The organism is Roseateles sp. GW821-FHT09H11 (assembly GCF_059415845.1).
Map to the genome: position 1 here is coordinate 76,746 of NZ_JBWKOA010000005.1, position 23,828 is coordinate 100,573.

A 23,828-nucleotide genomic window follows, 5' to 3' on the forward strand; every position below is an offset into this window, starting at 1 on the left:
AGGAGCGGCATTTGAACGATTGGTTGAAGCGACTGGAGGCCCTGGATCCGGCCCGTCTGGCGGGCATGCGCCGCGGCGTGGAGAAGGAAAGCCTGCGCGCGCAACCGAGCGGCGCCTCCCTGGCACTGACGCCGCACCCGACGGCGCTCGGCTCCGCGCTGACGCACGAGACCGTCACCACCGACTTCAGCGAATCGCAGCTCGAGCTGATCACCGGGGTGCACGCGTCCGCCGAGGACTGCGAACGCCAGCTGACCGAAATCCACCAGGCCGTCTACCGCTGTCTCGGGAACGAACTGATGTGGGCGTCGAGCATGCCCTGCCAGCTCCCGGCCGACGAGACCATCCCCATCGGCCGCTACGGCGCCTCCAACATCGGGCGTGCCAAGAGCGTCTACCGCATGGGATTGGGGCACCGCTACGGGCGGCGCATGCAGACCATCTCCGGCATCCATTACAACTGGTCGATGCCGGGCCTGGACAACGCGGACCACTTCGCGCTGATCCGCAACTTCCGCCGCCACTCCTTCCTGCTGCTGACGCTGTTCGGCGCGTCGCCGGCGCTGTGCGCGAGCTTCGTCGCCGGCCGCGAGCACGGCCTGCAGCCGCTGGTCGACGGCACGCTGCACATGCCTTACGGCACCTCGCTGCGCATGGGCCGCCTCGGCTACCAGAGCGACGCGCAGGCCTCGCTGGCGGTGAGCTACAACAGCATCGACGGTTATGCCGCCTCGCTGCAGGACGCGCTGACGCGCCCGTATGCGGCCTACGAGAAGGTCGGCGTCGTCAATCCGGGTGGCGAGTACAACCAGCTGTCGACGACGCTGCTGCAGATCGAGAACGAGTTCTACGGCACGATCCGCCCCAAGCGCACGATCCGCTCGGGCGAGCGCCCGCTGCACGCGCTGCGCGAGCGCGGCGTCGAATACATCGAGGTCCGCTGCATGGACCTGGACCCATTCGAGCCGGTCGGCATCGCCGCGAGCACGATGCGTTTCCTGGACCTCTTCCTGCTGCACTGCTGGCTGACGGACAGCCCGAACGACACGCCGGAGGAACTCGGCGCGCTGGCGCGCAACCAGCACCGCACCGCCTCGGCCGGCCGTGAACCCGGCCTGAAGCTGGAGCGCCGCGGCGGCGAGGTGTCGCTGCGCGACTGGGGCCGCGAACTCCTGGGCGAGTTCGCGCCGATCGCAGCCAAGGTGGACGCGACCCTGGGCGGCTCGCTGTACCGCGAGGCGCTCGCGCAGGCGCTCGAGCGCTGGGACGATCCCGATCAACTGCCGTCGGCCCGCGTGCTGGCGGCGATGCGCGCGAAGTACGAGTCCTCGCACCTGGCCTTCGTCGCGGCGCAGTCGGAGGCGTCGCGCCGCCAGATGCTGGAGGCGCCGCTGCCCGACGGCCTGATGGCGCGCTTCGACCAGTCGGCGCGCGCCTCGCTGGAGGCGCAGGCCGCGATCGAAGCGGCGGACACCGTCGACTTCGAGACCTTCCGTCAGCAGTATCTCGATCCCGCGCAGTTGCGCGGTTGAGCCACACGCCGCGGGGCGTTCCTGAATTCAGATCGACAGGCGAACTGATCGGCGCGTCTGTCAACTGACATCGCTTTCCCCCATCGGGAGAGCGCATGCCTCCGGTCAAATTCCCTGGCGCATCAGGCTCCGGCTTCCCTTCCAACGACAGCGATATCCAGCAGCCCGAACAGACTCCGGGCGAACCACCGTTCGAGCGACGGTTACTGGAGACACTGGGCCACGAGCATCGCGAGATCCTCGGACAGTTCTTCAGGGCGGACTTCCTGCGGCAGGTATTCGACGACTGCGAGCACACGCTTGAACAGGACCGGGATGCGGCGCTGCGCCGGCTTCGCCAGACCGGCGTGGCGCCAGCGCAGGCCCAGGTGCTGCTGGACAAGATGACCGCGGTGCTGCAAGACGCGCGGCTCACCATCAACATGCCGCTCGAGCGGCTGCTCGAGTTCATGGCGCCCGGCTCCGGTGGCGAGTACCTCAACTGCTTCGCCCGCTCAGGCCAGATACAAAAGCGCCCCGACTACGTTCCGCAACGCGCGAAGCTCGAGGAGCAGGCCCTGGGCATGCACGAGACGCTGGCCAGGAGCGCCTACCGCGACTTTGGACAATACCGCTCCGCCAACGGCGGAGACGGCGGCAATCCTTCGTTCCAGTGGACCAGCCGCCCACTCTATTGCGCGGTGGATTTCCTGAAGTCACCGCGCGGAGGGGCTCAGGCTTACGGGAAGTCCTACCTCGTTCTGGCCGAGCACATGAAGCACGTCAGCACGTTTTCGTCGGTCGATTCATTCGCTCGCGACCTGTCGCCATCGAGGAGCAGAATGGTGAAGCCGGAGCGTGTCTGCACCTGGCACCATTTTCCCCGCCTGATCGTCCACGCCCAGAACAACGAGGTCGGCTACAACTGCCTGACCACATTGAAAGACGCCGCCGCCGGTATCGTCGGCAAGGTGCCGGCCCGCTACGGCAAAGGCAAGAAACACGGCTACATCGAGGCGCAGATCCATGGCCGGCTGAAGCTGGACCGCGATGTGAAGGAGATCCACATCTGTCGGTCGGAGCTTGAGCAGTTGCAGCCCGAGTCACGGCGGGACGCGTTGCTCAAGGCGATGGAGAAGCGGAACCGCCAGTTGGGCCGGCGCTTCTTCATCGTGGACTGAAGTTCCCGCGAAAGGCGACGGGTCCGGTGCTCAGCCCGGCAGCGACGAGCTGCGCAGCTCGTCGTGGCGCTTCTGCAATTCCTGACGCAGCTTCTTGCGCTCCAGCGCCGCGTCCCAGCGGCGCTGCTCGTCCGGGGTCGTCGGCGTGCGCGTGGGCACCGGCACGGGGCGCCCGTCCTCGCCGACCGCCACCATCGTGAAGAAGCAGCTGTTGGCGTGGCGCACGACCTGGTCGCGGATGTTCTCGGTGACGACCTTGATGCCGATCTCCATCGACGAGGTGCCGGCGTAGTTCACCGTCGCCAGGAAGCTGACCAGCTCGCCGACATGGATCGGCTGGCGGAACATCACCTGGTCCACCGACAGCGTCACCGTGTAGCGGCCCGCATAGCGGCTGGCGCAGGCGTACGCGACCTGGTCGAGCAGCTTCAGGATGGTGCCGCCGTGCACGTTGCCGGAGAAGTTGGCCATGTCCGGCGTCATCAGCACGGTCATCGTGAGTTGATGGGAAGGCAGGTCCATGGCGCGGGATCCGGCATCGGATCAGGGAGTGAGGGAGTGGCCGCCATGGTGCCAGACTCCTGGGGCCCCGAGGTTCCCTCTTATGGCGCTTGCCGCTGACACGCGCGTCGGTTAGGGTGGATGCCAGGAGGTTCCATGGTCCAGGTCCAGCAGCCCAGCATCGTCGACACGCGCGGTGCCCAGATGTTCCCCGCGCTCGGCGTCGCCGACATCGCGCGCGTCGCGCGTTTCGGCCGGTTCCGGCGTTATTCCCAAGGCGAGTGGGTCGTCCGCGCCGGCGACACCGGCATGGGCATGATCCTGATCCTCAGCGGCGAGATCACCGTGTCGCAGCGCGACAGCCTCGGCCACGTGACGCCGATCCACCGGCACGGGCCCGGCGGTTTCCTCGGCGAGGTCGGCCAGCTCAGCGGCCGGCCCTCCTTCATCGATGCGATCGCAGAGACCGAGGTCGAGGCCGTCGACGTCAGCCCGCCGCAACTGCGCGCGCTGCTGATCGGCGAGGCCGATCTGGGCGAGCGCCTGACCCGCGCCTTCATCCTGCGCCGCGTCGGGCTGATCGAGGCCGGCGCCAGCGGTGCGACGCTGATCGGCCGGGGCAAGTCCGCGCCGGTGATGCGGCTGCGCAGCTTCCTGGGCCGCAACGGCTACCCGCACCAGCAGCTGGAGCCCGACCAGAACGAGGACGCCAAGGCCCTCGCCGACCAGTACATGACCGAGGGCGTGCAGATGCTGGTCATCTGCCCCGGCGGCGAGGTCCTGGTCGATCCGACGGACGATGAAGTCGCGCGCTGCATGGGCATCGTCGACATGCGCGAGCGGACCGAGCTGTACGACGTCGCCATCATCGGCGCCGGCCCAGCGGGCCTCTCGTCGGCCGTGTACGCGGCGTCCGAGGGGCTGTCGGTGCTGGTGCTGGACTGCCGCTCGTTCGGCGGCCAGGCGGGCGCGAGTTCGCGGATCGAGAACTACCTCGGCTTCCCGACCGGCATCTCCGGCCAGGCGCTGGCGGGCCGGGCCTTCGTCCAGGCCCAGAAGTTCGGCGCGGACATGCTGATCCCCGCGAAGGTCATGCAGATGAGCTGCGAGCGGCAAGGCATGGAGGACGAACTCCACCTGTCGCTCGAGGACGGCCGCAAGGTGCGCGCCCGCACCGCGGTGATCGCCACCGGCGCGCGCTACCGGCGGCCCAATATCGAGGAGTTGACCCGCTTCGAGGGCCGCGGCGTCTGGTACTGGGCCTCGCCGATCGAGGCCCGCATCTGCAGCCGGCAGACGGTGGTCATTGTCGGCGGCGGGAACTCGGCGGGACAGGCGGCGGTGTTCCTCGCCAACCACGCGGCGAAGGTCATCATGCTGATCCGCGGTCCGGGGCTGGCGGCGACGATGTCGCGCTACCTGATCGACCGCATCCAGGGCACGGCCAACATCGAACTGCTGCCGCACCAGGAGCTCTGCCAGCTCGAAGGCGGGGACGCGCTGGAAGCCGTGAGCTGGCGCGACCGCCGCAACGGCCAGGAACGCAGACTGGCGCTGCAGCACCTCTTCATGTTCATCGGCGCCGAGCCGGAGACCGGCCTGATCGCCGAATGCGGCCTGGAGCTCGACCAGGCCGGCTTCATCATCACCGGCCGCGCCTGCGCCTGCCCGCTGTCCGAGTACAAGCCGGAGCCGCTGGAATCCAGCATCCCCGGCGTGTTCGCGGTCGGCGACGTGCGTTCGGGTTCGGTGAAGCGCGTCGGCGGCGCGATCGGCGAAGGCGCACAGGTCGTCGCCAGCATCCACCAGTACCTGGCCCGCCAGGACGCGGCGCGCGCCGAGCGCCTCAGCCCTGCCGCCGTGGCTCGCGTGACGGCCTGAGGCAGGCGGGGCCCCCCCGCCGATTCCCGCTGACGCCCCCTTTCCGGAGCGGCGCTTCGCCATAGAATGCGAATAATTGTTATTTGCAAACTGGGCGCCGTCCGATGCTGTCTCCCGAATCCCGCCGTCTCTGGGCCTGGCCGATCGCGCTGGGCCTGCTGAGCACCTCCGGCCTGCTCACCGCGCTGGTGTCGGACGACTGGGGCGACGCCTGGTCCTGGGTCGGTCTGGGCGTGCCGGTGGCGGTCATCGCCTGGTACGCGTGGCGGCCGCAGCGCTCCCAACGCAAGGCCTGAGGACACGACGATGCTGAGCTCGCGCGCCATCCGCGTCTGGACCTGGCTTCACAAGTGGACGAGCCTGGTCTGCACGCTGTTCATGCTGCTGCTGTGCCTGACCGGCCTGCCGCTGATCTTCCATCACGAGATCGGTCACCTGCTCGGCGACGAGATCGAGGCGCCCGAACTGCCCGCCGCGATGGACAAGCAGCGCGTGTCGCTGGACGTGATGGCCAAGGCGGCCAACGCGGTCCATCCGACGATGGTGATCCAGTACGCCGGCGAGAACGAAGACGACCCGCGCCTGTGGTGGTTCACGCTGGCCCCGACGCCGGCGCCGACCGATCAGTTCAAGTCGGTCGCCGTCGATGCCCGAACGGGCCTGGCGGTGCGCGAGTACCGCATCGGCGAAGGTTTCATGGACCTGATGTTCCGGCTGCACGTCGACCTGTTCGCGGGTCTGCCGGGCAAGCTCTTCCTCGGCCTGATGGGCCTGCTGCTGCTGATCGCGCTGGTCAGCGGCGTGGTGCTCTACGCGCCGTTCATGCGCAAGCTCGACTTCGGCGCCGTGCGCAAGAACCGCTCGACGCGCGTGAAGTGGCTGGACCTGCACAACCTGGTCGGCATCGTGACGCTGGTGTGGTGCTTCGTCGTCGGTGCGACCGGGATGATCAACACCTGGGCGGAGCTGCTGGTGCAGTACTGGCAGTACGACAAGGTCACCGCGCTGCTGGCGCCGTACAAGGACCAGCCGCTGCTCACCGCTGCCGAGCGCGCGCCGCTGCAGGGGTCGCTGGACACGGCGATGCAGGTCGGCGCCCAGCGCAAGGTCTCGTTCATCGCGTTCCCCGGCACCGCCTTCTCGAGCCCGCACCACAACACCTTCTTTCTGAAGGGCACGACGCCGTTGACGTCGAAGCTGCTGCAGCCGCTGCTGATCGACGCGAAGACCTCGCAGCTCACGGCGGCACCGGCGCTGCCGTGGTACCTGACGGCGCTGCTGGTGTCGCAGCCGCTGCACTTCGGCGACTACGGCGGCATGCCGATGAAGATCCTGTGGGCGCTGCTGGACGTGGCGACCATCGTCGTGCTCGGCAGCGGCCTCTACCTGTGGGTGCGCAAGCCGCAGGGCGCCAGGACAGACAAGAAGGGCGCGAAGGGCGCGTCGGCCTCGACCGCCGACGACCTGGACGACGCCAAGAATCCCGAAACCGCGGCCGCCTGATCGCCAGTCCGCACGATCACACTCACCGCACATGCCTGACTCGCACAAGCCCGATTCCCCCAAGCACCAGATCGAGAGCCTGCAATCCAGCGGCCTGAAGGCCACCCTGCCGCGCATCAAGGTGCTGCAGATCTTCGAGCAATCGGACCAGCGCCACCTCAGCGCCGAGGACGTCTACCGCGCGCTGCTGCTCGACGGCGCGGACATCGGCCTGGCGACCGTCTACCGGGTGCTGATGCAGTTCGTCGAGGCGGGGCTGCTGGCGCGGCAGCACTTCGAATCGGGCAAGGCGGTGTTCGAGCTCAACTCCGCCCAGCACCATGACCACATGGTGTGCCTGGCCTGCGGCCGGGTGGAGGAGTTCTACGACGCCGGCATCGAGCAGCGTCAGCGCGAGATCGCCGAAGAGCGGGGCTACGAGCTGGTCGAGCATGCGCTCGCGCTGTACGGGCTGTGCTCGAACCCGGAGTGCCGGGCGAAGCGCCACCGTTGAAGGGCCGGCTGAATCCGAGGCGTCTGTCGCAAGGCGCGCACAATCCGGCGCTTCCCTGTTGAATACTGTATGGGCATACAGTATATTTCCATCCATCGCAGCCAACCCGGCTGCAGCAGGAGATGGTCATGCAGATGCTCAAGCAAACGGTCTGGTCTTCGTTGAACAACGCGGATGCCTGGGTGGTCTGCATCGGCGTCATGTCCTGCCTCGGACTGGCGACGGGCCTGCTGGGTTGAGATCCTAGCTCAGCCTGGCGAGCCCTTCGCCTCCAGCGTTCCGTTCGCGGAGCCACGGTCCCTGCTTCGAGGGGCCATTTTCAGTTCTCACACCTTTCGTCCGCTCGACTTGAGCAACGCCTGACCCCGGTCCTGGACGTTGCTCAAGCGGCGGACTTTTTTTGTCCGCCCCATCCATCCGGTGCAGCCTGTCCGTCCTTCACGAAGTCGACGAAGGCACGCAACGGCGCGGGCAGGTAGCGCCGGCCCGGGTAGTAGAGGAACGGACCGCTGAAGGACACCCACCAGTCCTCGAGTACCGGCACGAGCGCGCCGCTGTCCAGGTGCGGTCGCACCCAATCCTCGAAGGTCTGGATGACGCCGCCACCCGCGACCGCCACGTCGATCGCCAGGTCCAGGCCGCCGCCCAGGCGCACGATCATCGGACCGTCGGGATCGACGGTGACGACTTCGCCTTCGCGCTGGAACTCGTAGGCGGGCATCGTTCCGCTCGGGAAGCGGCCTCGCAGGCAGCGGTGGGCGAGCAGGTCACGCGGATGTGCCGGCTGGCCGTGCTCGGCGAGGTAGGCCGGCGATGCCGCCGTGACCATGCGTTGCGTCCGCGGGCCGATAGGCACTGCGATCATGTCCTGCTCCAGCCGCTCCTCATAGCGGATGCCGGCATCGCAGCCGGCGGCGAGGACGTCGACAAAGCTCTCCTCGACGGTGATGTCGAGCTTGATGTCCGGGTACGCCTTCAGGAATGCCGGGACGATCTTGGGCAGCACGAGCCGCGCGGCACTCGCCGGCACATTGAGCCGCAGCGTGCCGGCCGGCCGCTCGCGGAAACCGTTGACGACGTCGAGTGCCGCCTCGACCTCGCCCAGTGCGGGTCCGAGTCGGTCCAGCAGGCGTGCACCGGCTTCGGTCGGCGCGACGCTGCGGGTGCTCCGATGCAGCAGCCGGACGCCGAGCCTGGTCTCCAGCCGACGCACCGCCTCGCTCAGTCCTGACGGACTCATGCCCGACTGCCGCGAAGCCTCCCGGAAGCCGCCCGATCGCGCCACGGCGAGGAAGGCCGACAGATCGCCCAGTTCCATCTCACTGTCCTTGATTTCGCACAGCCCGTGCAGATTCGATCCCCTTATCGTACGACCGCGCGCTGCCTACAGTCCTTCCACGACGTCGCCGATCTCCCCCGAAGTTCATTCGACGTTCTCCCGAACTCCCTCCGAAGCATTGAAGGATTCCCCCCATGAGCAACACCCCTTCCCGCCTCCTCGACCAGGCCGGCACGTTCAAGCTGGGCACCCGCACGGTAACGCGCGTCGGCTACGGCGCGATGCAACTGGCCGGGCCCGGCGTCTTCGGGCCGCCGAAGGACCGCGCCGCCGCCGTCGCCGTGCTGCGAGAAGCCGTCGCGCTCGGCGTCGATCACATCGACACCAGCGATTTCTACGGCCCGCATGTCACCAACCAGATCATTCGCGAGGCGCTCCACCCCTATCGCGACAGCCTGACGATCGTCACCAAGGTCGGCGCCCGGCGCGGCGAGGACGCCTCCTGGCAACCCGCGCAGTCGGCCGAGGCCCTGACGCAGCAGGTCCACGACAACCTCCGGAACCTGGGCCTGGACGTGCTCGACGTCGTCAACCTGCGCAGCATGATCGACGTGCACGGCCCGGCGGAAGGCTCGCTGGAGCCGCAGCTGACCGCACTGGCCGAGCTTCAGCGGCAAGGCCTGATCCGCCACATCGGCCTGAGCAACGCGACGGCACGTCAGGTCGCCGATGCCCGCAAGATCGTCGAGATCGTCTGCGTCCAGAACCAGTACAACCTGGCGCACCGCAACGACGACGCGCTGCTCGATCAATTGGCGGGGCAAGGCATCGCCTTCGTGCCGTTCTTCCCGCTCGGGGGCTTCTCGCCGCTTCAGTCGGAGACGCTGTCGGCCGTCGCCGCCGAACTCGGCGCGACGCCGATGCAGGTGGCGCTGGCCTGGCTGCTGCAGCGCTCGCCCAACCTCGTGCTCATCCCGGGCACCTCGTCGGTCGATCACCTGGGGCAGAACCTGCAGGCGGCCTCGCTGACGCTTCCCGCCGACGCCGTGGCGCGGCTGGACGCGATGTCGACTACAGCGGGGTGAGCACCGGCTCGCCGGCTTCCCAGCGCCGGGCGTTCTCGAGGAACAGGTCGACCGTGGCTTGCACCGACTCCGGCGACCAGCCCGCGATGTGCGGCGTGAGGATCACGTTCGGGAAACCGAGCAGCGCCTCCGGCGGCTTCGGCTCCGATTCGTAGACGTCGAGCGCCGCGCCGCCGAGTTCGCCGGCCGCCAAGGCCGCAGCCAACGCGGCCGTGTCGACCAGGCTGCCGCGGGCGATGTTGACGACGTGCCCCTGAGGGCCGAGCGCCTTCAGCACCTCGGCGTTGACGATGTGCTTCGTGGTCGGGCCGCCCGGCGCGGCGACGATCAGGAAGTCCGCCCACTGCGCCAGCTCGAGCGCCGAGCCGAAGTACTGGCAGCCCAGCGAGTCGTTGCGCTCGCGACGGTTGTGATAACCGACCTCCATGTCGAAGGCCAGCGCGCGCCTGGCGATGCGCAGTCCGATCGTGCCCATGCCGAGGATGCCGAGCTTGCGCCCGTTGACGCTCGGACGCAGCGGCAGCGCGTCGCGCCACAGTCCGGCGCGCAGGGCCTGCTCCTGCTGCGGCAGCGCGCGCACGGAGGCCAGCAGCAGCGCCATCGCGTGATCGGCCACGCATGAATCGTTGGTGCCCGCACCGTTCCACAACGTGAGGCCACGCGCCTTGGCGGCGGCCAGGTCGATCGCCTCGTAACCGGCCCCCTGCGCCGCGGCGGCGCGGAGCTTGGGCATCGCCGCGATCTCGTCGGCGCGCAGGCCGACAGCGCCGATGGTCAGGACGATCTCGATGTCGGCGCCGTGCTCGGCGACCGCCTTCGCGCGCGCTTCGGCCGTCGGCGCGTAGATCACGTCGTAGCGCGCGCGGAACTGCGCCAGATGTTCTTCCGCCGTCGGCATCAGGACGAGCAATCGACGGGGGGAACCGGACGAGGGACTGGCGGACGAAGGGTTGACGGACACGGCGACCTCATGGAGTCAGGGAATTCGCCGTCGATGATAGGAGCGCCATCGCGCGCGCCTGCCAGGGCGCGCACGCGCTTCGCACGCCGTGAAGGTCAATCCTCGTCGAGCGGAAAACGCGCCGCCCAGAAGTCCTGCAGGCGCGGGTCGGCGTCGACGTGGCGGACGATCGGGGACATCGTCGGCGCGACTTCGTAGAAGCGCTCCCGCCACGGCCCGAAGCGCGACACCACCGTCACGTACAAGTCCAGCACCGACAGCTCGTCCCCGAGCAGGTAGCGTCCCGGCGTCATCTGCGCGTCCATGACGCCCCAGCAGAACGCGATGCGGTCATGCACCGCGTCGACCACCTGGTCGCGCTGATCGGGCCGCGCGCCGATGCGGGTCACGTCCGGCTTGATCCAGTGCAGCGAATAGATCGCCGACGACACGAACACCATCCAGCGCAGGAACTCCGCGCGCCGCGGATCGTCGATCGCCGGCGCGAGCCGCGCCTGCGGATGCGTGTCGGCGAGGTGGATCAGGATCGCGGCGCTCTCGGTCATCACGCGGCCGTCGGCATCGACCAGCGTCGGGATCTGCCGCATCGGATTGGCCGCGCCCACGCGCACCCGGGCGGCCTCGGCCTCCCACGTCGCGCCCTCGATCAGGTCGAAATCAATGCCGAGCAGCGTCAGCGCCGCTTCCACCGCGGTCGATCCGGAGGCGGCCGATCCGAAGAGAGTCCAAGCCATGTCTTGCGTCCCGAAGAAGGAAGCAGGCATTGGAGGGGAAGCGCCTCAGGGCGTCAATCCGCGCGCCATCCTCGCATCGATCTCAGCCAGCGCCTTCGGCAAGTCGGCAACCGAGTCGATCACCAGATGCGCGCCCGCCGCCGTGAGGCGCTGTGTGGCGGCGGCGCGCTTCGCCACGACTTCGGCATCCGGCAGCGCCTGCAGTTGCGCCAAGGTCAGGCCCGTCTCATTGCCCGACAGGCTGAGGCCGACGGTCCACATGCCGGCGCGGCGGCCTTCCTCGATGCCCGGCGTCGTGTCGTCGACCTTCACGCAGGCGCGCACGTCGCCGATGCCCAGCGCCAGCACGTTCGCCAGCGCCATGAAGGGGCCCGGCCGGCCACCGGCGGCCAGCTCGTCGCCGGCGACGACGTGGTCCGCCGCGATGCCGTCGGCCTTCGCCTGCGGCAGCAGCACGTCCAGCACCTGGCGCGGATAGCCCGAGCAGGAGCCGATCTTCAACCCCGCACGACGCAGCGCGGCCAGCATCTCGACCGCGCCGGGAATCGGCTGCGAGTAGCGCCCGACCTTCTCGATCTGCATCGGCATGAAGCGCTCGTAGATCGCGTCGATGTCGGCGGCGGTCGACGGGCGGCCGAAGCGCGCCTGCCATTGCGCCTGCAGCGACGCGTCCTCGAGCAGCGTGCGGATGTGATCGCGCTTGGACAGGCCCATCGGGCCGCGCGCCTCGTCGAGCGTCAGCGTGATGCCGAAGGTCGCGAACGCGTCGACGAAGATCTGCGTCGGCGCCAGCGAGCCATGGTCGACCAGCGTGCCGGCCCAGTCGAAGATGACCGCCTGGAGATGGGGATAGAGCGTGTTCATGCGTAGGCCTTGATGAAGTTGCGACCGCGCGGACCGCGCAGCGCCTGTTCGACGCGCGCGTCCCAGTCGGCGGGCGCGATGCCGTAGTCGGCGGGATCGGTGGAGACGCCGAGCGCGTCGAGGAAATGCTCCAGCGCGGCGACCGCGCCGTCGGCATCGGCCGCGTCGAAGATCGCCAGCAGTTGCGCATCCAGCGCCGCGTCGCGCCCGAAGGCCAGCCGCATCACGCGCGGCAGGCTGAACGAGCACGCGATGCCGTGCACGGTGCCGCGCGTCAACGTGATGTCGTAGGACAAGGAGTGCGCCAGCGCCGTTTTCGTGTTGGAGAAGGCCATGCCCGCCTGCAGTGCGGCGATCGCGAGCGCTTCGCGCAGGTCGAGCCGGCGCGGCTCGCGCAGCAGCGCGGGCAGCGTGGCAACGATGGCGCGCGCGGCGCTCGCCGCGAGGCTGGACGACACCGGGTTGCGATGCACGTTCCACAGCGACTCCAGCGCATGCGACAGCGCGTCCAGGCCGCTGGCCAGCGTGGCGCCCGCGGGCAGGCTGACCATCAGCGACGGGTCGACGAGGGCGGCTTCCGGCCAGGTCCACGGCAGGTGCAGCGAATGCTTGCGCGAGCGCCCCGCGTCCCACAGCGTGGCCCAGGGCGTGACCTCGCTGCCGGTGCCCGCGGTCGTCGGGATCGCGATCAGCGCGCGATGCGGACCGTTCACCGTCAGCGGTGCCGCCTTCGGATCGACCAGATGGTCGAGCAGTTCGTCGAAGCGGCCCGACGGTGTGGCGGTGAGCATCGCCTTCGCCGCGTCGATGCTGCTGCCGCCGCCCAGCGCGATCACGCAGCGCGCGCCGCCGTGGTCGCGCCACAGGCGCTCGTACAGCGGCGCGAGCCAGCGGACATCGGGGTTCGGGGAGATGTCGGTCTCCACCGCCACCAGGCGGTCGCCGAGCATCGCCCTCACCCGACCAACCAGCCCCAGCGGCTCCGCCTCCGGAAAGGCGATCAGCAGCGCATCGCGCTCGCCGACCAGGTCGGGCAACAGTTCCAGCGCGCCGATGCCGGCCCGCACGTCGACCGGGTTGTGAAACTTCCACACGTTCACGTCGTTGTCCTCGTTCTCAATGCCGGCCGCTGTCCTGGATCGCGCGGCGCAACTGGCTCGACACGAAGTCCGCGGCGACCACCATCACGGTGATCACGATGATGCAGGTCGCGGTCTCGGGGTACTTGAACAGCTTGAGGCTGCCCACGAGCTCGAAACCCAGCCCGCCCGCGCCGACCATGCCCAGCACCGTCGCCGAGCGCAGGTTGACCTCGAAGCGGTACAGCACGACGGCGATCCACGCGGTCACCACCTGCGGCAGCACGCCGAAGACGATCACCTGCAGCGGCCGGGCGCCGGTGGCGCGCAGCGCCTCGAGCGGCCCCTGGTCGATCTCCTCGATCGCCTCGGCGAAGAACTTGCCGAGCATCCCCGCGCCGTGCACCGCCAAAGCCAGCACGCCGGGGAACGGCCCCAGTCCCACCGCCGACACGAACACCAGCGCCAGGATCAGCTCGTTGATGCTGCGCGTCACGTTCAGGCCCTGCCGCGTGAGCTGGTACAGCCAGCGCGGCCCCTGCAGGTTGCGCGCCGCGAGGAAGGACACCGGCACCGCGGCGACCGCGCCCAGCAGCGTGCCCCACACCGCGATCTGGATCGTCTCCAGCGCCGGCGCCCAGAGCCGGTCGAGGATGCGCCAGTCCGGCGGCCACGTGCGGCTCAGGAAGTCGGCGATCTGCGGCAGGCCGTTCGCGAGCTCCGACGGACTCAGCTGCGCGCCGCTGGCGCTCCACTGCAGCGCCCACAGGCCCAGCACCATCGCGGCCAGCAGCTTCGTCCAGCCGCCCGGCGTCGTGGGCAGGCCGACCAGCCAGCGATAGCGGTCGGCGGCGGCACGGTCGACGGCATTCATCGTCGTCATGCGGTTTTCCTTTCCTCTTCGACCGCCACGGGCTCGATGAGCTGCAGGCCGGTGTTACCGGCGCGGCCGGCGCGACCGGCGTAGAGCTCATGAAGCTCCGCATCGGACAGCTCGCCCGGCAACCGGTCGAACAAGACCCGACCCTGGGACAGCCCGACGATGCGGTCGCCGAATTCCTTTGCGTAATCGACCTGGTGAAGGTTGCAGACGACGGTGATGCCGAGCTCGCGGCACGCCTGCTTCAGATAGCCGAGCGCCTGGCGCGCGGTGTGCGGATCCAGGCTGGCGACGGGCTCGTCGGCAAGGATCACCTGCGGGCGCTGCGCCAGCGCGCGGGCGATGCCCACACGCTGCATCTGCCCGCCGGACAGCGAGTCGGTGCGCTCCTGCGCCTTGTGCGCGAGGCCGACGCGATCCAGGCACTCCAACGCCAGCGTCACGTCCGCGGCGCGGAACAGCTGCAGCACCGAGCTCCAGGTCGACACTGCGCCGAGCCGCCCCGTCAGCACGTTCTTCACCACGCTCAGGCGCGGCACCACGTGGTGATGCTGGAACACCATCGCGACGCGGCGTCGCAGTTCGCGCAGATCGGCCGCGCGCGAGCCGGACATCGCGTCCAGGCCCGCGATCGTCATCGCGCCGGCGTCCGGCTGCGCCAGCCGGTTCATGCAGCGCAGCAGCGTGGACTTGCCCGCGCCCGACGGGCCGAGCACGACGAGGAACTCGCCGGCCTTCGCATCCAGGTCCACGCCGCGCAGCACGGCGTTGTCGCCGAAGCGCTTGGTGACGCCGCGCAGCGTGATCACTTCATGCTCCGCAGGTCGAGCTTGAGCACCTTGGCCGTGTCGCGGACGACGTCGTAGGCGGCGTCGTTGGTCGGCTGGAAGCCGTTGAGCACGCCCTGGTCGCCCCACTTCACGTCTTTCAGGTTGGCCAGCGCCTTGGCGAGCTTGTCCTTCAGCGCGGGATCGAGGTCCTTGCGCCAGACCATCGGCGATTCGGGGATGGGCTTGGACGACCACAGCACGACGAAGTCGTCCTGCTTCACCGTGCCCTTGGCGACGGCGCTGGCGAAGATGCGGTCGGCGACGGCGGCCGCGTCAACCTTCTTGTTGGCGACCGCCAGGATGCTGGCGTCATGCGAGCCGGAGAACAGCACGCGGCCGAACAGCGCGTCCGGGTCGTAGCCCGCCTGCTGCAGGCCGGCCTTCGGGAACAGATGGCCGGAGGCGGAGCTCGGATCGACGAAGGCGAAGTTCTTCCCCTTCAACTCGGCGACCGTGTGCACGCCGCTGTCCTTGCGGGCGAGGATCACGCTCTTGTAGGCGCTCTGGCCGGTCTTCTTCGTGACCGCGACCGAGAAGGCCTCGACGTTCGCGACCGAGCTGGCCAGCACGTACGAGAACGGACCGAGGTAGGCCACGTCCAGCTTCTTCGAGCGCAGCGCCTCGATGACGCCGTTGTAGTCGGTGGCGACGAAGGGCTTCACCGTCATGCCGAGTTGCTGCTGCAGCGCGTCCAGCACCTGGCGGCTGGATTCGATCATTGCCTGCGAGTCCTCGGCCGGGATCAGGCCGATCGTCAGCGTCTGCTGCTGGGCGGAAGAAACGGCCGGCAGCCCCGCCGCGACGGCGACGGCAGCGACCAGGAGGGCGCGGCGGAGAGCGGACGAGCGGGCATGGGGGGCGTGGGGGACGTGGCGCATGGCGGCATCCAGGGAGTGGTGAGCGGATGCCGCCACTCTATGAATCCAACATGACAGGACATCCATCGATGCCATGTTGAATTCATGATCAAACCATTGAGGTGATCTATGGATGCGACGGAGGCTTGGCGAAGGGTCAGTGCTGGCCGCAGGCCGGGTGCTTCGTTCCCGCCGTGTCGTTGGCCAGGCCCAGGAAGTCGAGCACGTGCGGCGTCAGCGCGCCGGTCTGCGGCAGCGTCGTGCCGGTCAGGTCGCCCTGGCAGTAGGCCGGCTTCGTCGGATTGCGGTAGCTGTTGGTGAGGATCAGCGTCGCATCGCGTTCGCCGGCGCTCTGTCCGCCGTGGCCGCTGCCCGTTCCGCCGTGGTCGGAGACGACGACGATCAGCCACTCCTCCGCGGCGTAGGTCGGCCGCGCCGCGAGCGCGTCCAGCACCTGCTGGATCTGCGCGTCCTCACCCGCGATCTTGGACTGGTAGTACGCGTTGAACGGGTCGTAGCTGGCGGCGTGGATGTCCACGTTGTGCAGGTAGTAGAAGATCGCCGTCGGCGGATTCGTCCAGGACAGCCAGCCCTTGACGGCGTTGGTGGCCTGCTGCGAGTTCTTGGCCGCATTCGCCACCACGAAGTCGGCACCCGCGGGCTTCAGGTTGCCGGTGATGTTGGCCCAGTCGCCGACGACCGCCACGGTGGCCGTCGGATAGGCCGTCTTGATGCGGTCGAACAGGTGCGGCTTCTTCAGCGGCAACGCGATGTCGTTGCTCGTGACGCCGTGCTGGTCGGCCCAGAAGCCGGTGAACAACGTGCCCCAGCCGGGGCCGCTGAGCGTGGCCTGCGAGCCGCCCGCGAGCACGTTGCCGTGGAATGCGCCGCTACCGGCGAGCGCACTGAGCGCCGGCGTCGCGACGCAGCCGGCGCAGAACAGCGCGTCGCCGCGCAACCCGTCGATGCCGACCACGAGCACATGCTTGCGACCGTTCGGGCCCACGATGGGATTGGGCACGCCCGGGCCGGGCATCAGCGAGTAATGGTCATACGGATTGCCGGCGTAGTCGGTCTTCAGGCCGCCGACATCGGCGGCGCGCTTGTCGCTGAGGTCGCACTGCTGGGCGTTCTTGTAGAAGTCGAAGCTGACACACCAGGACTTGCGCGAGTCGTTCAGGCACGCGGCGGCGCAGGCTTCCGGGGTGACGGCGGTCAGGTGCTCCCGGTTGTAGCCCGAGATCGCGGCGTTGATCGTGCGCGTGAACGACGTCAGCGGCGACGGCGCGGTCTGGGCGCCGGCGACCGGCGCGAGCGCCGCCAGGGCCAGGGCGGCGCCCAGCGCGCGCAGCGCGGCCGCCTGGCGTTTCAGGGAAAGGATCAGGGTCATGAAGGCTCCAGGCTCGAACGAGCGGGTTGAGGAATAAAGCCCCCGCAGCGTAGGAACGTCACGTGACCGTCACTCGATCGAATCAATATCGCGAACCGCACGAAATCATCGAGAGTCTCTATACCCATGTCGGCCGCCAAGCTCCGCGCCTTCCTCGCCGTCGCCCGCCATGGCAGCTTCAGCGCCGCGGCGCGGGCGCTGGGCCTGTCGCAGCCCACCTTGACGACGCAGGTGCAGGGGCTGGAGCAGCAGCACAAGGTGGAGCTCTTCCACCGGCGCGGCCACCGGATCGAGCTGACCAGCGTCGGCCATCAGCTGCTGCCGATCGCACGGCAGCTGGCCGCCCTGGAGGTCGAGGCCTACAACCTGCTGCACGACTGCGGCGAGCTCACGCGGGGTCAGCTCAAGCTCGGCGCGGTGGGCCCGTTCCACGTGATCGAGATGGTGGACGCCTACCGCCAGCGCTACCCGAAGGTGGACGTGTCGATCCGGCTGGGCAACTCGGCGCAGGTCTTCGGGGACCTGGAGAACTACGTGATCGACGTCGGCGTGCTGGCGCGTTTCCATGACGCGCCGGGCTTCGAGACGATGGCGTACGCGCGGCACGCGATCATCCTGTTCGTGCATCTCGATCACCCTTTCGCGAAGCACGAGAGCGTTCCGTTGCAAGCCTTGGAAAACCAGCCGCTGCTGCAGCGCGAGGACGGATCGAGCACGCGCCGCGCACTCGAAACGGCATTGCGGCAGGCCGGCATCGCGCCGCGCGTCGCGATGGAGATCGGCAGCCGCGAGGCGCTGCGGGAAGCGGCCGCGCGCGGCATCGGCATCGGCGTCGTCTCCGAGGCGGAGTTCATCCCCGACGCCCGTTTCCGCCCCGTGCGCATCGACGGCGATCCCGCCTTCACCGAGACGCACATCTACTGCCTCAAGGAACGCCGGGACAGTCTCCTGCTGAACTCATTCTTCGACACCGCCACCGCCCTGAAGAACCTCCCGGAGTCCTCGGTAGCAGATCCGCTGCAGTAAGGCGACGATGGGGGACGGGAGGTCGTGGGGTTCCCGCGCTTGCCGCAGGGGCCCCATGACCTCGCGGCCAACGCTCACCCGAGTCAGGTGGGCGATCTCCCCCAGACAGACTCCCATCAGAAACGGGACAGGTTTCTGAAGGCCACCCCAGGCATCCTGCGCACCTTCGTGCGGGGGGCCCAGGAGGCCGTCTGTTCCCTGGAATCCATGCAGAACAAAAAGGCAAGCTCATGGACCGCCGCCAATTCTTCCCCCGCCCTGTCGTCGAGGCGGGCACCAACCGCTGGGACTGGGCGCTGCTGCCGCTGGTGCTGGCGCTGCTCGTGCTGCTGGCCTACGGGGCCGCGCAGATGGCGCGCCCGTTCGCGCTCGGCGATCCGCTGCCGCTGTCGCTGGACCCGTCCCACCTGCCCTACTACCTGCTGCGCACCAACCTGCGGATGCTGGCGGCGATGGTGCTGGCGCTGCTCTTCAGCGCGGTCTTCGCGGTGCTCGCGGCCAAGGTCCGTGCCGCCGAGAAGGTGCTGGTGCCGATGCTCGACATCCTCCAGTCGATCCCGATCCTGGGCTTCCTGTCGATCACGGTGACCGGCTTCATCGCCCTCTTCCCCGGCAACCTGCTGGGCGTCGAGTGCGCGGCGATCTTCGCGATCTTCACCTCGCAGGCCTGGAACATGGCCTTCAGCCTGTACCAGTCGCTGCGCACGGTGCCGTCGGAACTCGACGAGGCGGCGCGCGTGTTCCAGCTCTCCGGCTGGCAGCGCTTCTGGCGGCTGGAGCTGCCTTACGCGATGCCGGGCCTGCTGTGGAACATGATGATGTCGATGTCCGGCGGCTGGTTCTTCGTCGTCGCGTCGGAGGCGATCTCGGTCTCCGACCAGAGCATCAAGCTGCCCGGCGTCGGGTCCTACATCGCGATGGCGATCGAGGCCCGCGACCTCGGCGCGATCGGCTGGGCGATCGTCGCGATGCTCGTGGGCATCGTGCTCTACGACCAGCTCGTGTTCCGGCCGCTGGTCGCGTGGGCGGACAAGTTCCGCTTCGAGGACAGCGGCACCGACGCCGCGCCGAACTCATGGATGCTGAACTGGCTGCGCCGCACCTCGTTCACGCGCCGTTCGGCGGCCTGGCTGGTGGACCGGCTCGAAGGCAGCCTGATCTGGTTCCGCCGTCATCACGACGGCACTTCGATCCGCGCCCGGCCGCGCATCGCCAGCGCGACCTGGACGCGCGCCTGGGACGCGGTCGTGGCCGCGGCGGTGATGGTGGCGCTGTACCACCTGGTCCGCTTCGTCCACACCGAGGTCGGCTGGTCCGAGGCCGGCCACGTCTTCGGACTCGGCATGCTGACGCTGGTGCGCGTGCTGGTGCTGATCGCGCTGGCGGCGCTGGTCTGGGTGCCGGTCGGCATCTGGATCGGCATGAATCCGCGCTGGTCGGGGCGACTGCAGGCGGTGGCCCAATTCCTCGCGGCGTTCCCGGCCAACCTGCTGTTCCCGGTGGCCGTCGTGCTGATCGTGCGCTGGAAGCTCAACCCGGACGTCTGGCTCTCGCCGCTGATGATCTTCGGCACGCAGTGGTACCTGCTGTTCAACGTGATCGCCGGCGCGTCCAACATCCCCGCCGAGTTGCGCCACGCGGCGCGCAACCTGGGCCTGAGCGGCTGGTTGAAATGGCGCCGCTACCTGCTGCCGGCGGTGTTCCCGAGCTTCGTCACCGGCGCGATCACCGCCAGCGGCGGCTCCTGGAACGCGAGCATCGTGGCCGAGTACGTCTCCTGGGGCGACACCACGCTCAAGGCGCACGGCCTGGGAAGCTACATCGCGGAGATGACCGCCAAGGGCGACTTCCCGCGGATCGCGCTGGGCATCGGCGTGATGTGCATCTTCGTGATGGGCCTGAACCATTTCGTCTGGCGCCGCCTGTACCGGCTGGCCGAAGACCGCATGCACCTGTGAACGGTGATCTTTGAACTGCGATCTGTGAGGAGCACGGCATGACCGCATCCATCATCGAACTCCACGGCGTGGGCAAGCGCTTCCGCTCGGCCGACGGCCATCCGCGTCCCGTGCTGGCGGACGTCGATTTCAACCTTCGCGAAGGCGAGATCGTCGCGCTGCTCGGGCAGTCGGGCTCGGGCAAGAGCACGCTGCTGCGGATCATGGCCGGGCTGGTGCCGGCCGACGCGGGCCAGGTGCGATATCGCGGGCAGCCGCTGTCGGGACCGGCGCGCGGCATCAGCATGGTGTTCCAGTCCTTCGCGCTGTTCCCGTGGCTGACGGTGCAGCAGAACGTCGAGATCGGGCTGGAGGCGCGCGGCGTGGCCAAGGCCGCGCGCGAGGCCAAGGCCGAGGCGGCGATCGCGCTGATCGGCCTGAGCGGCTTCGAGGGCGCGCTGCCGCGCGAGCTGTCGGGCGGGATGCGGCAGCGGGTCGGCATCGCGCGGGCGCTGGTGACCGAGCCGGACGTGCTGCTGATGGACGAGGCGTTCTCGGCGCTGGACGTGCTGACCGGCGAGCGCCTGCGCGAGGACATCCTCGAGCTCTGGGACGGCGGTCACATGCCGACGCGGGCGATGCTGGTCGTGTCGCACAACATCGAGGAGGCCGTGATGATGGCCGACCGCGTGCTGATCTTCGCGAGCGATCCGGGAAGGATCCGTTGCCAGCTGTCGGTGCAGCTGCCGCGGCCGCGCGACCCGGAGAGCGCCGACGTGCGCGCGCTGATCGACGAGGTCTATGCGCTGATGACCGCGGGCGCGGCGAGGCCGTCGCGCGCGGCGGGCACGGTCGACGCCGCCACGGCGCCGGCGCCGCTGGCCGAGCGCCTGCCGGCGGCGGACGTGGCGCGGATGGACGGCCTGCTGGAGCTGCTGGCCGAGCCGCCCTTCGACGGCCGCGCGGACCTGCCGCAGCTGTGCGAGGAAGCGGGGCTGCCGGACTCCGAGTTGCTGCCGGTCGCGCACGCGCTGGCGCTGCTGGGGCTGGCGCAGCTCGACAGCGGCGACCTGCAGCTGACGCCGCTGGGGCGGCGGTACGTGGAAGGTGCGCATGGGCTGCGGCGCGATCTCTTCGGTCAGCAGCTGCTCGCCCATGTGCCGCTGATCGCGCACATCCGGCACAGCCTGGAACAGGAGCCCAGCGGCGTGATGCCGGACAAGCCGGTGCTGAGACTGCTGAGCGAGCACCTCGACGACACCGAGGCGGATGCGGTGCTGCAGACGGCGGTGACCTGGGCGCGGCACGGCGAGGTGTTCGAGTACGACTACAACACCGGGGCGCTGCGGTTGCCGACGGGGGATGAGGAAACGGCGACGCGCTGAAAGAGGCTTCAGCACTGCCAGTAGAGTCGGCACATCTCGTCTTCGAGACTCGCGCCGATGAAACGCCTTGCCCGCAACCGGTTGAAGTCCTTCAGCGTCGATCGCCTGCTGCGTCATGCGCTGAGGCATTGGCATGCCGACGATGGCTGGCGCGCGGTGCAGGCACTGCACGTGCGGGGGTCGCCGCAGCTGCTGGCGACGATCACCGCGCTGTGCACGAGCCTGCGGGCTCGCCGGCGCGCGGTCGGCCTGGCCATCGCCGGGCAGCTGATGCACAAGGTGCAGGGGCAGCTCGCGATGTACGCGGAGGCGGAGACCCATCAGCTGCTGCTGCACGGGCTGTCCGATCCGCATCATGACGTGGTGCGCGCGGCGGTGGCCGGTCTGGGGCACCGTCCGCATGCGGCGAGCGTCGAGGCGCTGCTGCGACTCTCGGCCAGTCCGGACAGCCAGATGCGATGGCAGGTCGCGGTGGCGCTCGGTTCCTACGAGGAGCCCGAGGCGATCGAGGGCCTGATCCGCCTCGCGACGGATCCGTCCGCCGAGGTACGCGACTGGGCCACGTTCGGGCTGGGCTCGCTGCGCATGGACGACACGCCCGCGATCCGCGCGGCGCTGCGCAGGAACCTGGACGATCCGGACATCGATGTGCGCGGCGAAGCGCTGGTCGGGCTGGCGCGGCGGCGGGACGAGGGGATCGTCGAACGGCTGATCGGTCTGCTGACGCCCGAGTGCCACATGTACGAACTGGATGCGGCCGAGGCGCTTGCCGATCCGCGTCTGGTCGAGCCGCTGCAGGCGCTTTCCCAGGCCACGCCGCGTTCATGGAACGCAGTCTGGCAGGCGCGGCTGGATGAAGCGCTGGCGACCTGCGCGAGTCAATCCGTGCCCGTGGCCACCGAGCGCAGCAGCGCTTCCTGAACGTCCGCAGCCGCTTGTCTCGGCGGTTCGTCCTTCGAGATCTTCGCGAGATTCGCGCCTTCGTACGGCTCGTGGATCGGGCCGAGCACGAAGCGGGCCTGGAGCTCGCGCAGCATCACGTGCGGCTCGATGCAGCGCACGCCGAGGGCGGCGCATACGTCCGGAATCTTGATCCTTTTCTTCGACCCCTTGGCCGACTTCTCCAATGTCACGACCGTGTGACCATGCGCGAGCCCATGCACCACGAGGTACATGTCCGCGGAGTCCATGAACTCGTGGATCACGGGATCCAGCAGGGGCTGCCTGTTGACCCATTGCGTGACCGCGTGAATCGCCAGGGCGACAGTGTCATCCGCGGAAAGAAAGAAGCCTGGGGATTGCGCGGCAACCCAGGGCACGATGACGTCATCAGTCAGTTCATCGCGCACCTGGGTGACGCTGAACACTTGGCCATCCGCTTGGCTGACCGTCAGCCATCGCCAGAAGGCGGGACAGAAGTCCATGCCGTAATGCGTTTTTCGGGCTTCCAGGAACACATTCGCATCCAGCAGATAAGCCATCTCAGACCTCCAGATCAAGGGATCGGCCGATCGCGTTGAACACGTCGGTGGATCGGATGCCGAGCATCCGGAATGCCGAGAGGAAGGTCGTCGACGTTCCCCCCGTGTTGCCGATCAGGGCCCGGGTGAAGGTGCGGCTCGACCGGGTGGCGACGGCCAGCCAGCCATCGATGGCGGGCATCGATGGGACGACCAGCTTGTTCGCGGCCACATGCCGATGAAGCCTGTCCACCACCTCCCTGGCGACAACGTCACAGAAGCTCGGCAGGCTGCCGTCGCTGCTGACTGGAGAAGCCGCGGTGCTGATGCCCGACTGTCCGAGCCACAACAAGGCCAGGTGCCTGGCGAGCGTCAGAAGCTGTTCGTCCTTGGGTTGCCGCTCGTTGATGACAATCAACGGCGCCAGATCATCGGCGAGCGTGAAGCCATGTACTTCCTTCCCATCAGGGGAGGCAACCGCTGCATCGGCGACCCACGGACTTGTCATCACAAGAATGCCGGTCGCTTCCGCCATGTCGACGACAACATCGAACAGATGGCTTCGAGGCTCGGGCCAGCACGTCGTCCTTCCGCGCGTACCGAGGAACGCCACGATCGAGGACGCTGCAATGCGTTCCACACCATTCACGGTGATGCTTCCAACGAAGGGAAGCGGGTCCTCGCCCAGCTCAAGGACGTAGTCGCGGTACCACTCCTGACGCACCTCGAAAGGATGGATCGCACGGGACCAGGCGGAGCAGTGCCGGTACCCAGCTTCCGGCTTGTGCAGGTTCAGCAACAGGCGCGGCGGGTTGAGCGAGCTCTCCAGGGCCACCCGCGTCGACAGGCCCTTCAGATTGAGTTGTTGCATGCGCTCATTGCACTGCGCTCTGCCGCGCAACGCGATCCTCAATTCGTTGGTAGATGCGCGTGCAACACCCACGGCAGATGAAGGTCGGTACGCCTGCATCGATGCGTGATTTGAGTGATG

At 68.6% G+C, this 23,828-nt stretch carries 23 protein-coding genes; 11 read left to right on the forward strand and 12 right to left on the reverse strand.

The features are described from left to right. The first annotated feature begins 65 nt into the window (after nt 1–65). Both gshA and AC07PR_RS17285 read left to right on the forward strand, forming a co-directional pair. A complete protein-coding gene (gene gshA / locus AC07PR_RS17280; RefSeq protein ID WP_483109289.1) occupies nt 66–1,532 on the forward strand; it encodes a glutamate--cysteine ligase in 1,467 nt (488 codons plus the stop codon). A 95-nt stretch (nt 1,533–1,627) separates the two neighbouring features. Continuing rightward, a complete protein-coding gene (locus AC07PR_RS17285; protein ID WP_495136011.1) occupies nt 1,628–2,692 on the forward strand; it encodes a DUF3626 domain-containing protein in 1,065 nt (354 codons plus the stop codon). Nucleotides 2,693–2,722: 30 nt separating this feature from the next. On the opposite strand, the gene AC07PR_RS17290 is transcribed toward AC07PR_RS17285, so the two are convergent. Beyond that, entirely contained in the window at nt 2,723–3,214 is a 492-nt protein-coding gene (locus AC07PR_RS17290; protein ID WP_377160568.1) for an acyl-CoA thioesterase, read from the reverse strand. 135 nt (nt 3,215–3,349) lie between these two features. Here AC07PR_RS17290 and AC07PR_RS17295 point away from each other — a divergent pair, with 135 nt between their 5' ends. From AC07PR_RS17295 to fur, 4 genes are all read left to right on the forward strand, one after another. Beyond that, nucleotides 3,350–5,074 carry an FAD-dependent oxidoreductase gene (locus tag AC07PR_RS17295; RefSeq protein WP_377160566.1) on the forward strand — a complete coding sequence of 575 codons (1,725 nt, stop codon included), beginning with the start codon at nt 3,350–3,352 and terminating at the stop codon, nt 5,072–5,074. A gap of 104 nt (nt 5,075–5,178) precedes the next feature. After that, nucleotides 5,179–5,370, forward strand: a complete 192-nt coding sequence (locus AC07PR_RS17300; protein WP_377160564.1) for a hypothetical protein — start codon at nt 5,179–5,181, stop codon at nt 5,368–5,370. Between the two features lie 13 nt (nt 5,371–5,383). Continuing rightward, nucleotides 5,384–6,577 (forward strand): PepSY-associated TM helix domain-containing protein, encoded by a 1,194-nt coding sequence (locus AC07PR_RS17305; protein ID WP_495136263.1) that lies wholly within the window; start codon nt 5,384–5,386, stop codon nt 6,575–6,577. A 31-nt stretch (nt 6,578–6,608) separates the two neighbouring features. Then, a complete protein-coding gene (fur, locus tag AC07PR_RS17310; RefSeq protein ID WP_377160562.1) occupies nt 6,609–7,070 on the forward strand; it encodes a ferric iron uptake transcriptional regulator in 462 nt (153 codons plus the stop codon). A 382-nt stretch (nt 7,071–7,452) separates the two neighbouring features. On the opposite strand, the gene AC07PR_RS17315 is transcribed toward fur, so the two are convergent. Beyond that, the gene (locus tag AC07PR_RS17315; protein WP_377160560.1) at nt 7,453–8,388 is read right to left on the reverse strand and encodes a LysR family transcriptional regulator; all 936 of its coding nucleotides are present in this window, start codon (nt 8,386–8,388) and stop codon (nt 7,453–7,455) included. A gap of 155 nt (nt 8,389–8,543) precedes the next feature. Here AC07PR_RS17315 and AC07PR_RS17320 point away from each other — a divergent pair, with 155 nt between their 5' ends. Then, the gene (locus AC07PR_RS17320; protein ID WP_495136012.1) at nt 8,544–9,434 is read left to right on the forward strand and encodes an aldo/keto reductase family oxidoreductase; all 891 of its coding nucleotides are present in this window, start codon (nt 8,544–8,546) and stop codon (nt 9,432–9,434) included. Here AC07PR_RS17320 and AC07PR_RS17325 read toward each other — a convergent pair. The 8 genes from AC07PR_RS17325 to AC07PR_RS17360 form a co-directional block, all read right to left on the reverse strand. After that, the gene (locus tag AC07PR_RS17325) at nt 9,421–10,332 is read right to left on the reverse strand and encodes an NAD(P)-dependent oxidoreductase (RefSeq protein ID WP_377161758.1); all 912 of its coding nucleotides are present in this window, start codon (nt 10,330–10,332) and stop codon (nt 9,421–9,423) included. The genes AC07PR_RS17320 and AC07PR_RS17325 overlap by 14 nt on opposite strands. A gap of 158 nt (nt 10,333–10,490) precedes the next feature. Beyond that, a complete protein-coding gene (locus AC07PR_RS17330) occupies nt 10,491–11,129 on the reverse strand; it encodes a glutathione S-transferase family protein (RefSeq protein WP_495136013.1) in 639 nt (212 codons plus the stop codon). Between the two features lie 45 nt (nt 11,130–11,174). Then, entirely contained in the window at nt 11,175–11,993 is an 819-nt protein-coding gene (gene phnX / locus AC07PR_RS17335) for a phosphonoacetaldehyde hydrolase (RefSeq protein WP_483107702.1), read from the reverse strand. Beyond that, entirely contained in the window at nt 11,990–13,087 is a 1,098-nt protein-coding gene (psrA, locus tag AC07PR_RS17340; RefSeq protein ID WP_495136014.1) for an iron-containing alcohol dehydrogenase PsrA, read from the reverse strand. The genes phnX and psrA overlap by 4 nt, the downstream gene beginning before the upstream one ends. Before the next feature lie 22 nt (nt 13,088–13,109). Continuing rightward, on the reverse strand, nt 13,110–13,946 hold the full coding sequence (gene phnE, locus AC07PR_RS17345) for a phosphonate ABC transporter, permease protein PhnE (protein ID WP_495136264.1): 837 nt from the start codon (nt 13,944–13,946) through the stop codon (nt 13,110–13,112). Nucleotides 13,947–13,951: 5 nt separating this feature from the next. Further along, nucleotides 13,952–14,761, reverse strand: coding sequence for a phosphonate ABC transporter ATP-binding protein (phnC, locus tag AC07PR_RS17350; RefSeq protein ID WP_495136015.1), 810 nt, complete (start codon nt 14,759–14,761; stop codon nt 13,952–13,954). Next, entirely contained in the window at nt 14,758–15,660 is a 903-nt protein-coding gene (phnD, locus tag AC07PR_RS17355) for a phosphonate ABC transporter substrate-binding protein (protein ID WP_495136016.1), read from the reverse strand. Before phnD ends, phnC begins: the two co-directional genes overlap by 4 nt. Before the next feature lie 136 nt (nt 15,661–15,796). Next, complete coding sequence (locus AC07PR_RS17360; protein ID WP_495136017.1) at nt 15,797–17,029, reverse strand: alkaline phosphatase family protein; 1,233 nt, start codon at nt 17,027–17,029, stop codon at nt 15,797–15,799. Between the two features lie 126 nt (nt 17,030–17,155). Between AC07PR_RS17360 and AC07PR_RS17365 the strand changes: the two genes are divergently transcribed. From AC07PR_RS17365 to AC07PR_RS17380, 4 genes are all read left to right on the forward strand, one after another. Next, nucleotides 17,156–18,055 carry a LysR substrate-binding domain-containing protein gene (locus AC07PR_RS17365; RefSeq protein WP_495136018.1) on the forward strand — a complete coding sequence of 300 codons (900 nt, stop codon included), beginning with the start codon at nt 17,156–17,158 and terminating at the stop codon, nt 18,053–18,055. A 230-nt stretch (nt 18,056–18,285) separates the two neighbouring features. Further along, nucleotides 18,286–20,013, forward strand: coding sequence for an ABC transporter permease (locus AC07PR_RS17370; RefSeq protein ID WP_483107708.1), 1,728 nt, complete (start codon nt 18,286–18,288; stop codon nt 20,011–20,013). Between the two features lie 38 nt (nt 20,014–20,051). Next, nucleotides 20,052–21,377, forward strand: a complete 1,326-nt coding sequence (locus AC07PR_RS17375) for an ABC transporter ATP-binding protein (protein WP_377160542.1) — start codon at nt 20,052–20,054, stop codon at nt 21,375–21,377. A 57-nt stretch (nt 21,378–21,434) separates the two neighbouring features. Continuing rightward, entirely contained in the window at nt 21,435–22,298 is an 864-nt protein-coding gene (locus AC07PR_RS17380) for a HEAT repeat domain-containing protein (protein WP_377160540.1), read from the forward strand. On the opposite strand, the gene AC07PR_RS17385 is transcribed toward AC07PR_RS17380, so the two are convergent. After that, nucleotides 22,256–22,858, reverse strand: coding sequence for a DUF4411 family protein (locus AC07PR_RS17385; protein ID WP_377160538.1), 603 nt, complete (start codon nt 22,856–22,858; stop codon nt 22,256–22,258). The two genes, AC07PR_RS17380 and AC07PR_RS17385, sit on opposite strands and share 43 nt — an antisense overlap. A 1-nt stretch (nt 22,859) precedes the next feature. Continuing rightward, nucleotides 22,860–23,708, reverse strand: coding sequence for a M78 family metallopeptidase domain-containing protein (locus AC07PR_RS17390; protein WP_483107709.1), 849 nt, complete (start codon nt 23,706–23,708; stop codon nt 22,860–22,862). Between the last annotated feature and the right edge of the window lie 120 nt (nt 23,709–23,828).

Excerpts from the sequence above, each read along its gene's own strand:
- gshA (WP_483109289.1), top strand. The coding sequence starts at position 66 with ATGCGCCGCGGCGTGGAGAAGGAAAGCCTGCGCGCGCAACCGAGCGGC.
- AC07PR_RS17285 (WP_495136011.1), top strand. The coding sequence starts at position 1,628 with ATGCCTCCGGTCAAATTCCCTGGCGCATCAGGCTCCGGCTTCCCTTCC.
- AC07PR_RS17290 (WP_377160568.1), bottom strand. The coding sequence starts at position 3,214 with ATGGACCTGCCTTCCCATCAACTCACGATGACCGTGCTGATGACGCCG.
- AC07PR_RS17295 (WP_377160566.1), top strand. The coding sequence starts at position 3,350 with ATGGTCCAGGTCCAGCAGCCCAGCATCGTCGACACGCGCGGTGCCCAG.
- AC07PR_RS17300 (WP_377160564.1), top strand. The coding sequence starts at position 5,179 with ATGCTGTCTCCCGAATCCCGCCGTCTCTGGGCCTGGCCGATCGCGCTG.
- fur (WP_377160562.1), top strand. The coding sequence starts at position 6,609 with ATGCCTGACTCGCACAAGCCCGATTCCCCCAAGCACCAGATCGAGAGC.
- AC07PR_RS17315 (WP_377160560.1), bottom strand. The coding sequence starts at position 8,388 with ATGGAACTGGGCGATCTGTCGGCCTTCCTCGCCGTGGCGCGATCGGGC.
- AC07PR_RS17320 (WP_495136012.1), top strand. The coding sequence starts at position 8,544 with ATGAGCAACACCCCTTCCCGCCTCCTCGACCAGGCCGGCACGTTCAAG.
- AC07PR_RS17325 (WP_377161758.1), bottom strand. The coding sequence starts at position 10,332 with ATGCCGACGGCGGAAGAACATCTGGCGCAGTTCCGCGCGCGCTACGAC.
- AC07PR_RS17330 (WP_495136013.1), bottom strand. The coding sequence starts at position 11,129 with ATGGCTTGGACTCTCTTCGGATCGGCCGCCTCCGGATCGACCGCGGTG.
- phnX (WP_483107702.1), bottom strand. The coding sequence starts at position 11,993 with ATGAACACGCTCTATCCCCATCTCCAGGCGGTCATCTTCGACTGGGCC.
- phnE (WP_495136264.1), bottom strand. The coding sequence starts at position 13,946 with ATGAATGCCGTCGACCGTGCCGCCGCCGACCGCTATCGCTGGCTGGTC.
- phnD (WP_495136016.1), bottom strand. The coding sequence starts at position 15,660 with ATGCGCCACGTCCCCCACGCCCCCCATGCCCGCTCGTCCGCTCTCCGC.
- AC07PR_RS17360 (WP_495136017.1), bottom strand. The coding sequence starts at position 17,029 with ATGACCCTGATCCTTTCCCTGAAACGCCAGGCGGCCGCGCTGCGCGCG.
- AC07PR_RS17365 (WP_495136018.1), top strand. The coding sequence starts at position 17,156 with ATGTCGGCCGCCAAGCTCCGCGCCTTCCTCGCCGTCGCCCGCCATGGC.
- AC07PR_RS17370 (WP_483107708.1), top strand. The coding sequence starts at position 18,286 with ATGGACCGCCGCCAATTCTTCCCCCGCCCTGTCGTCGAGGCGGGCACC.
- AC07PR_RS17375 (WP_377160542.1), top strand. The coding sequence starts at position 20,052 with ATGACCGCATCCATCATCGAACTCCACGGCGTGGGCAAGCGCTTCCGC.
- AC07PR_RS17380 (WP_377160540.1), top strand. The coding sequence starts at position 21,435 with ATGAAACGCCTTGCCCGCAACCGGTTGAAGTCCTTCAGCGTCGATCGC.
- AC07PR_RS17385 (WP_377160538.1), bottom strand. The coding sequence starts at position 22,858 with ATGGCTTATCTGCTGGATGCGAATGTGTTCCTGGAAGCCCGAAAAACG.
- AC07PR_RS17390 (WP_483107709.1), bottom strand. The coding sequence starts at position 23,708 with ATGCAACAACTCAATCTGAAGGGCCTGTCGACGCGGGTGGCCCTGGAG.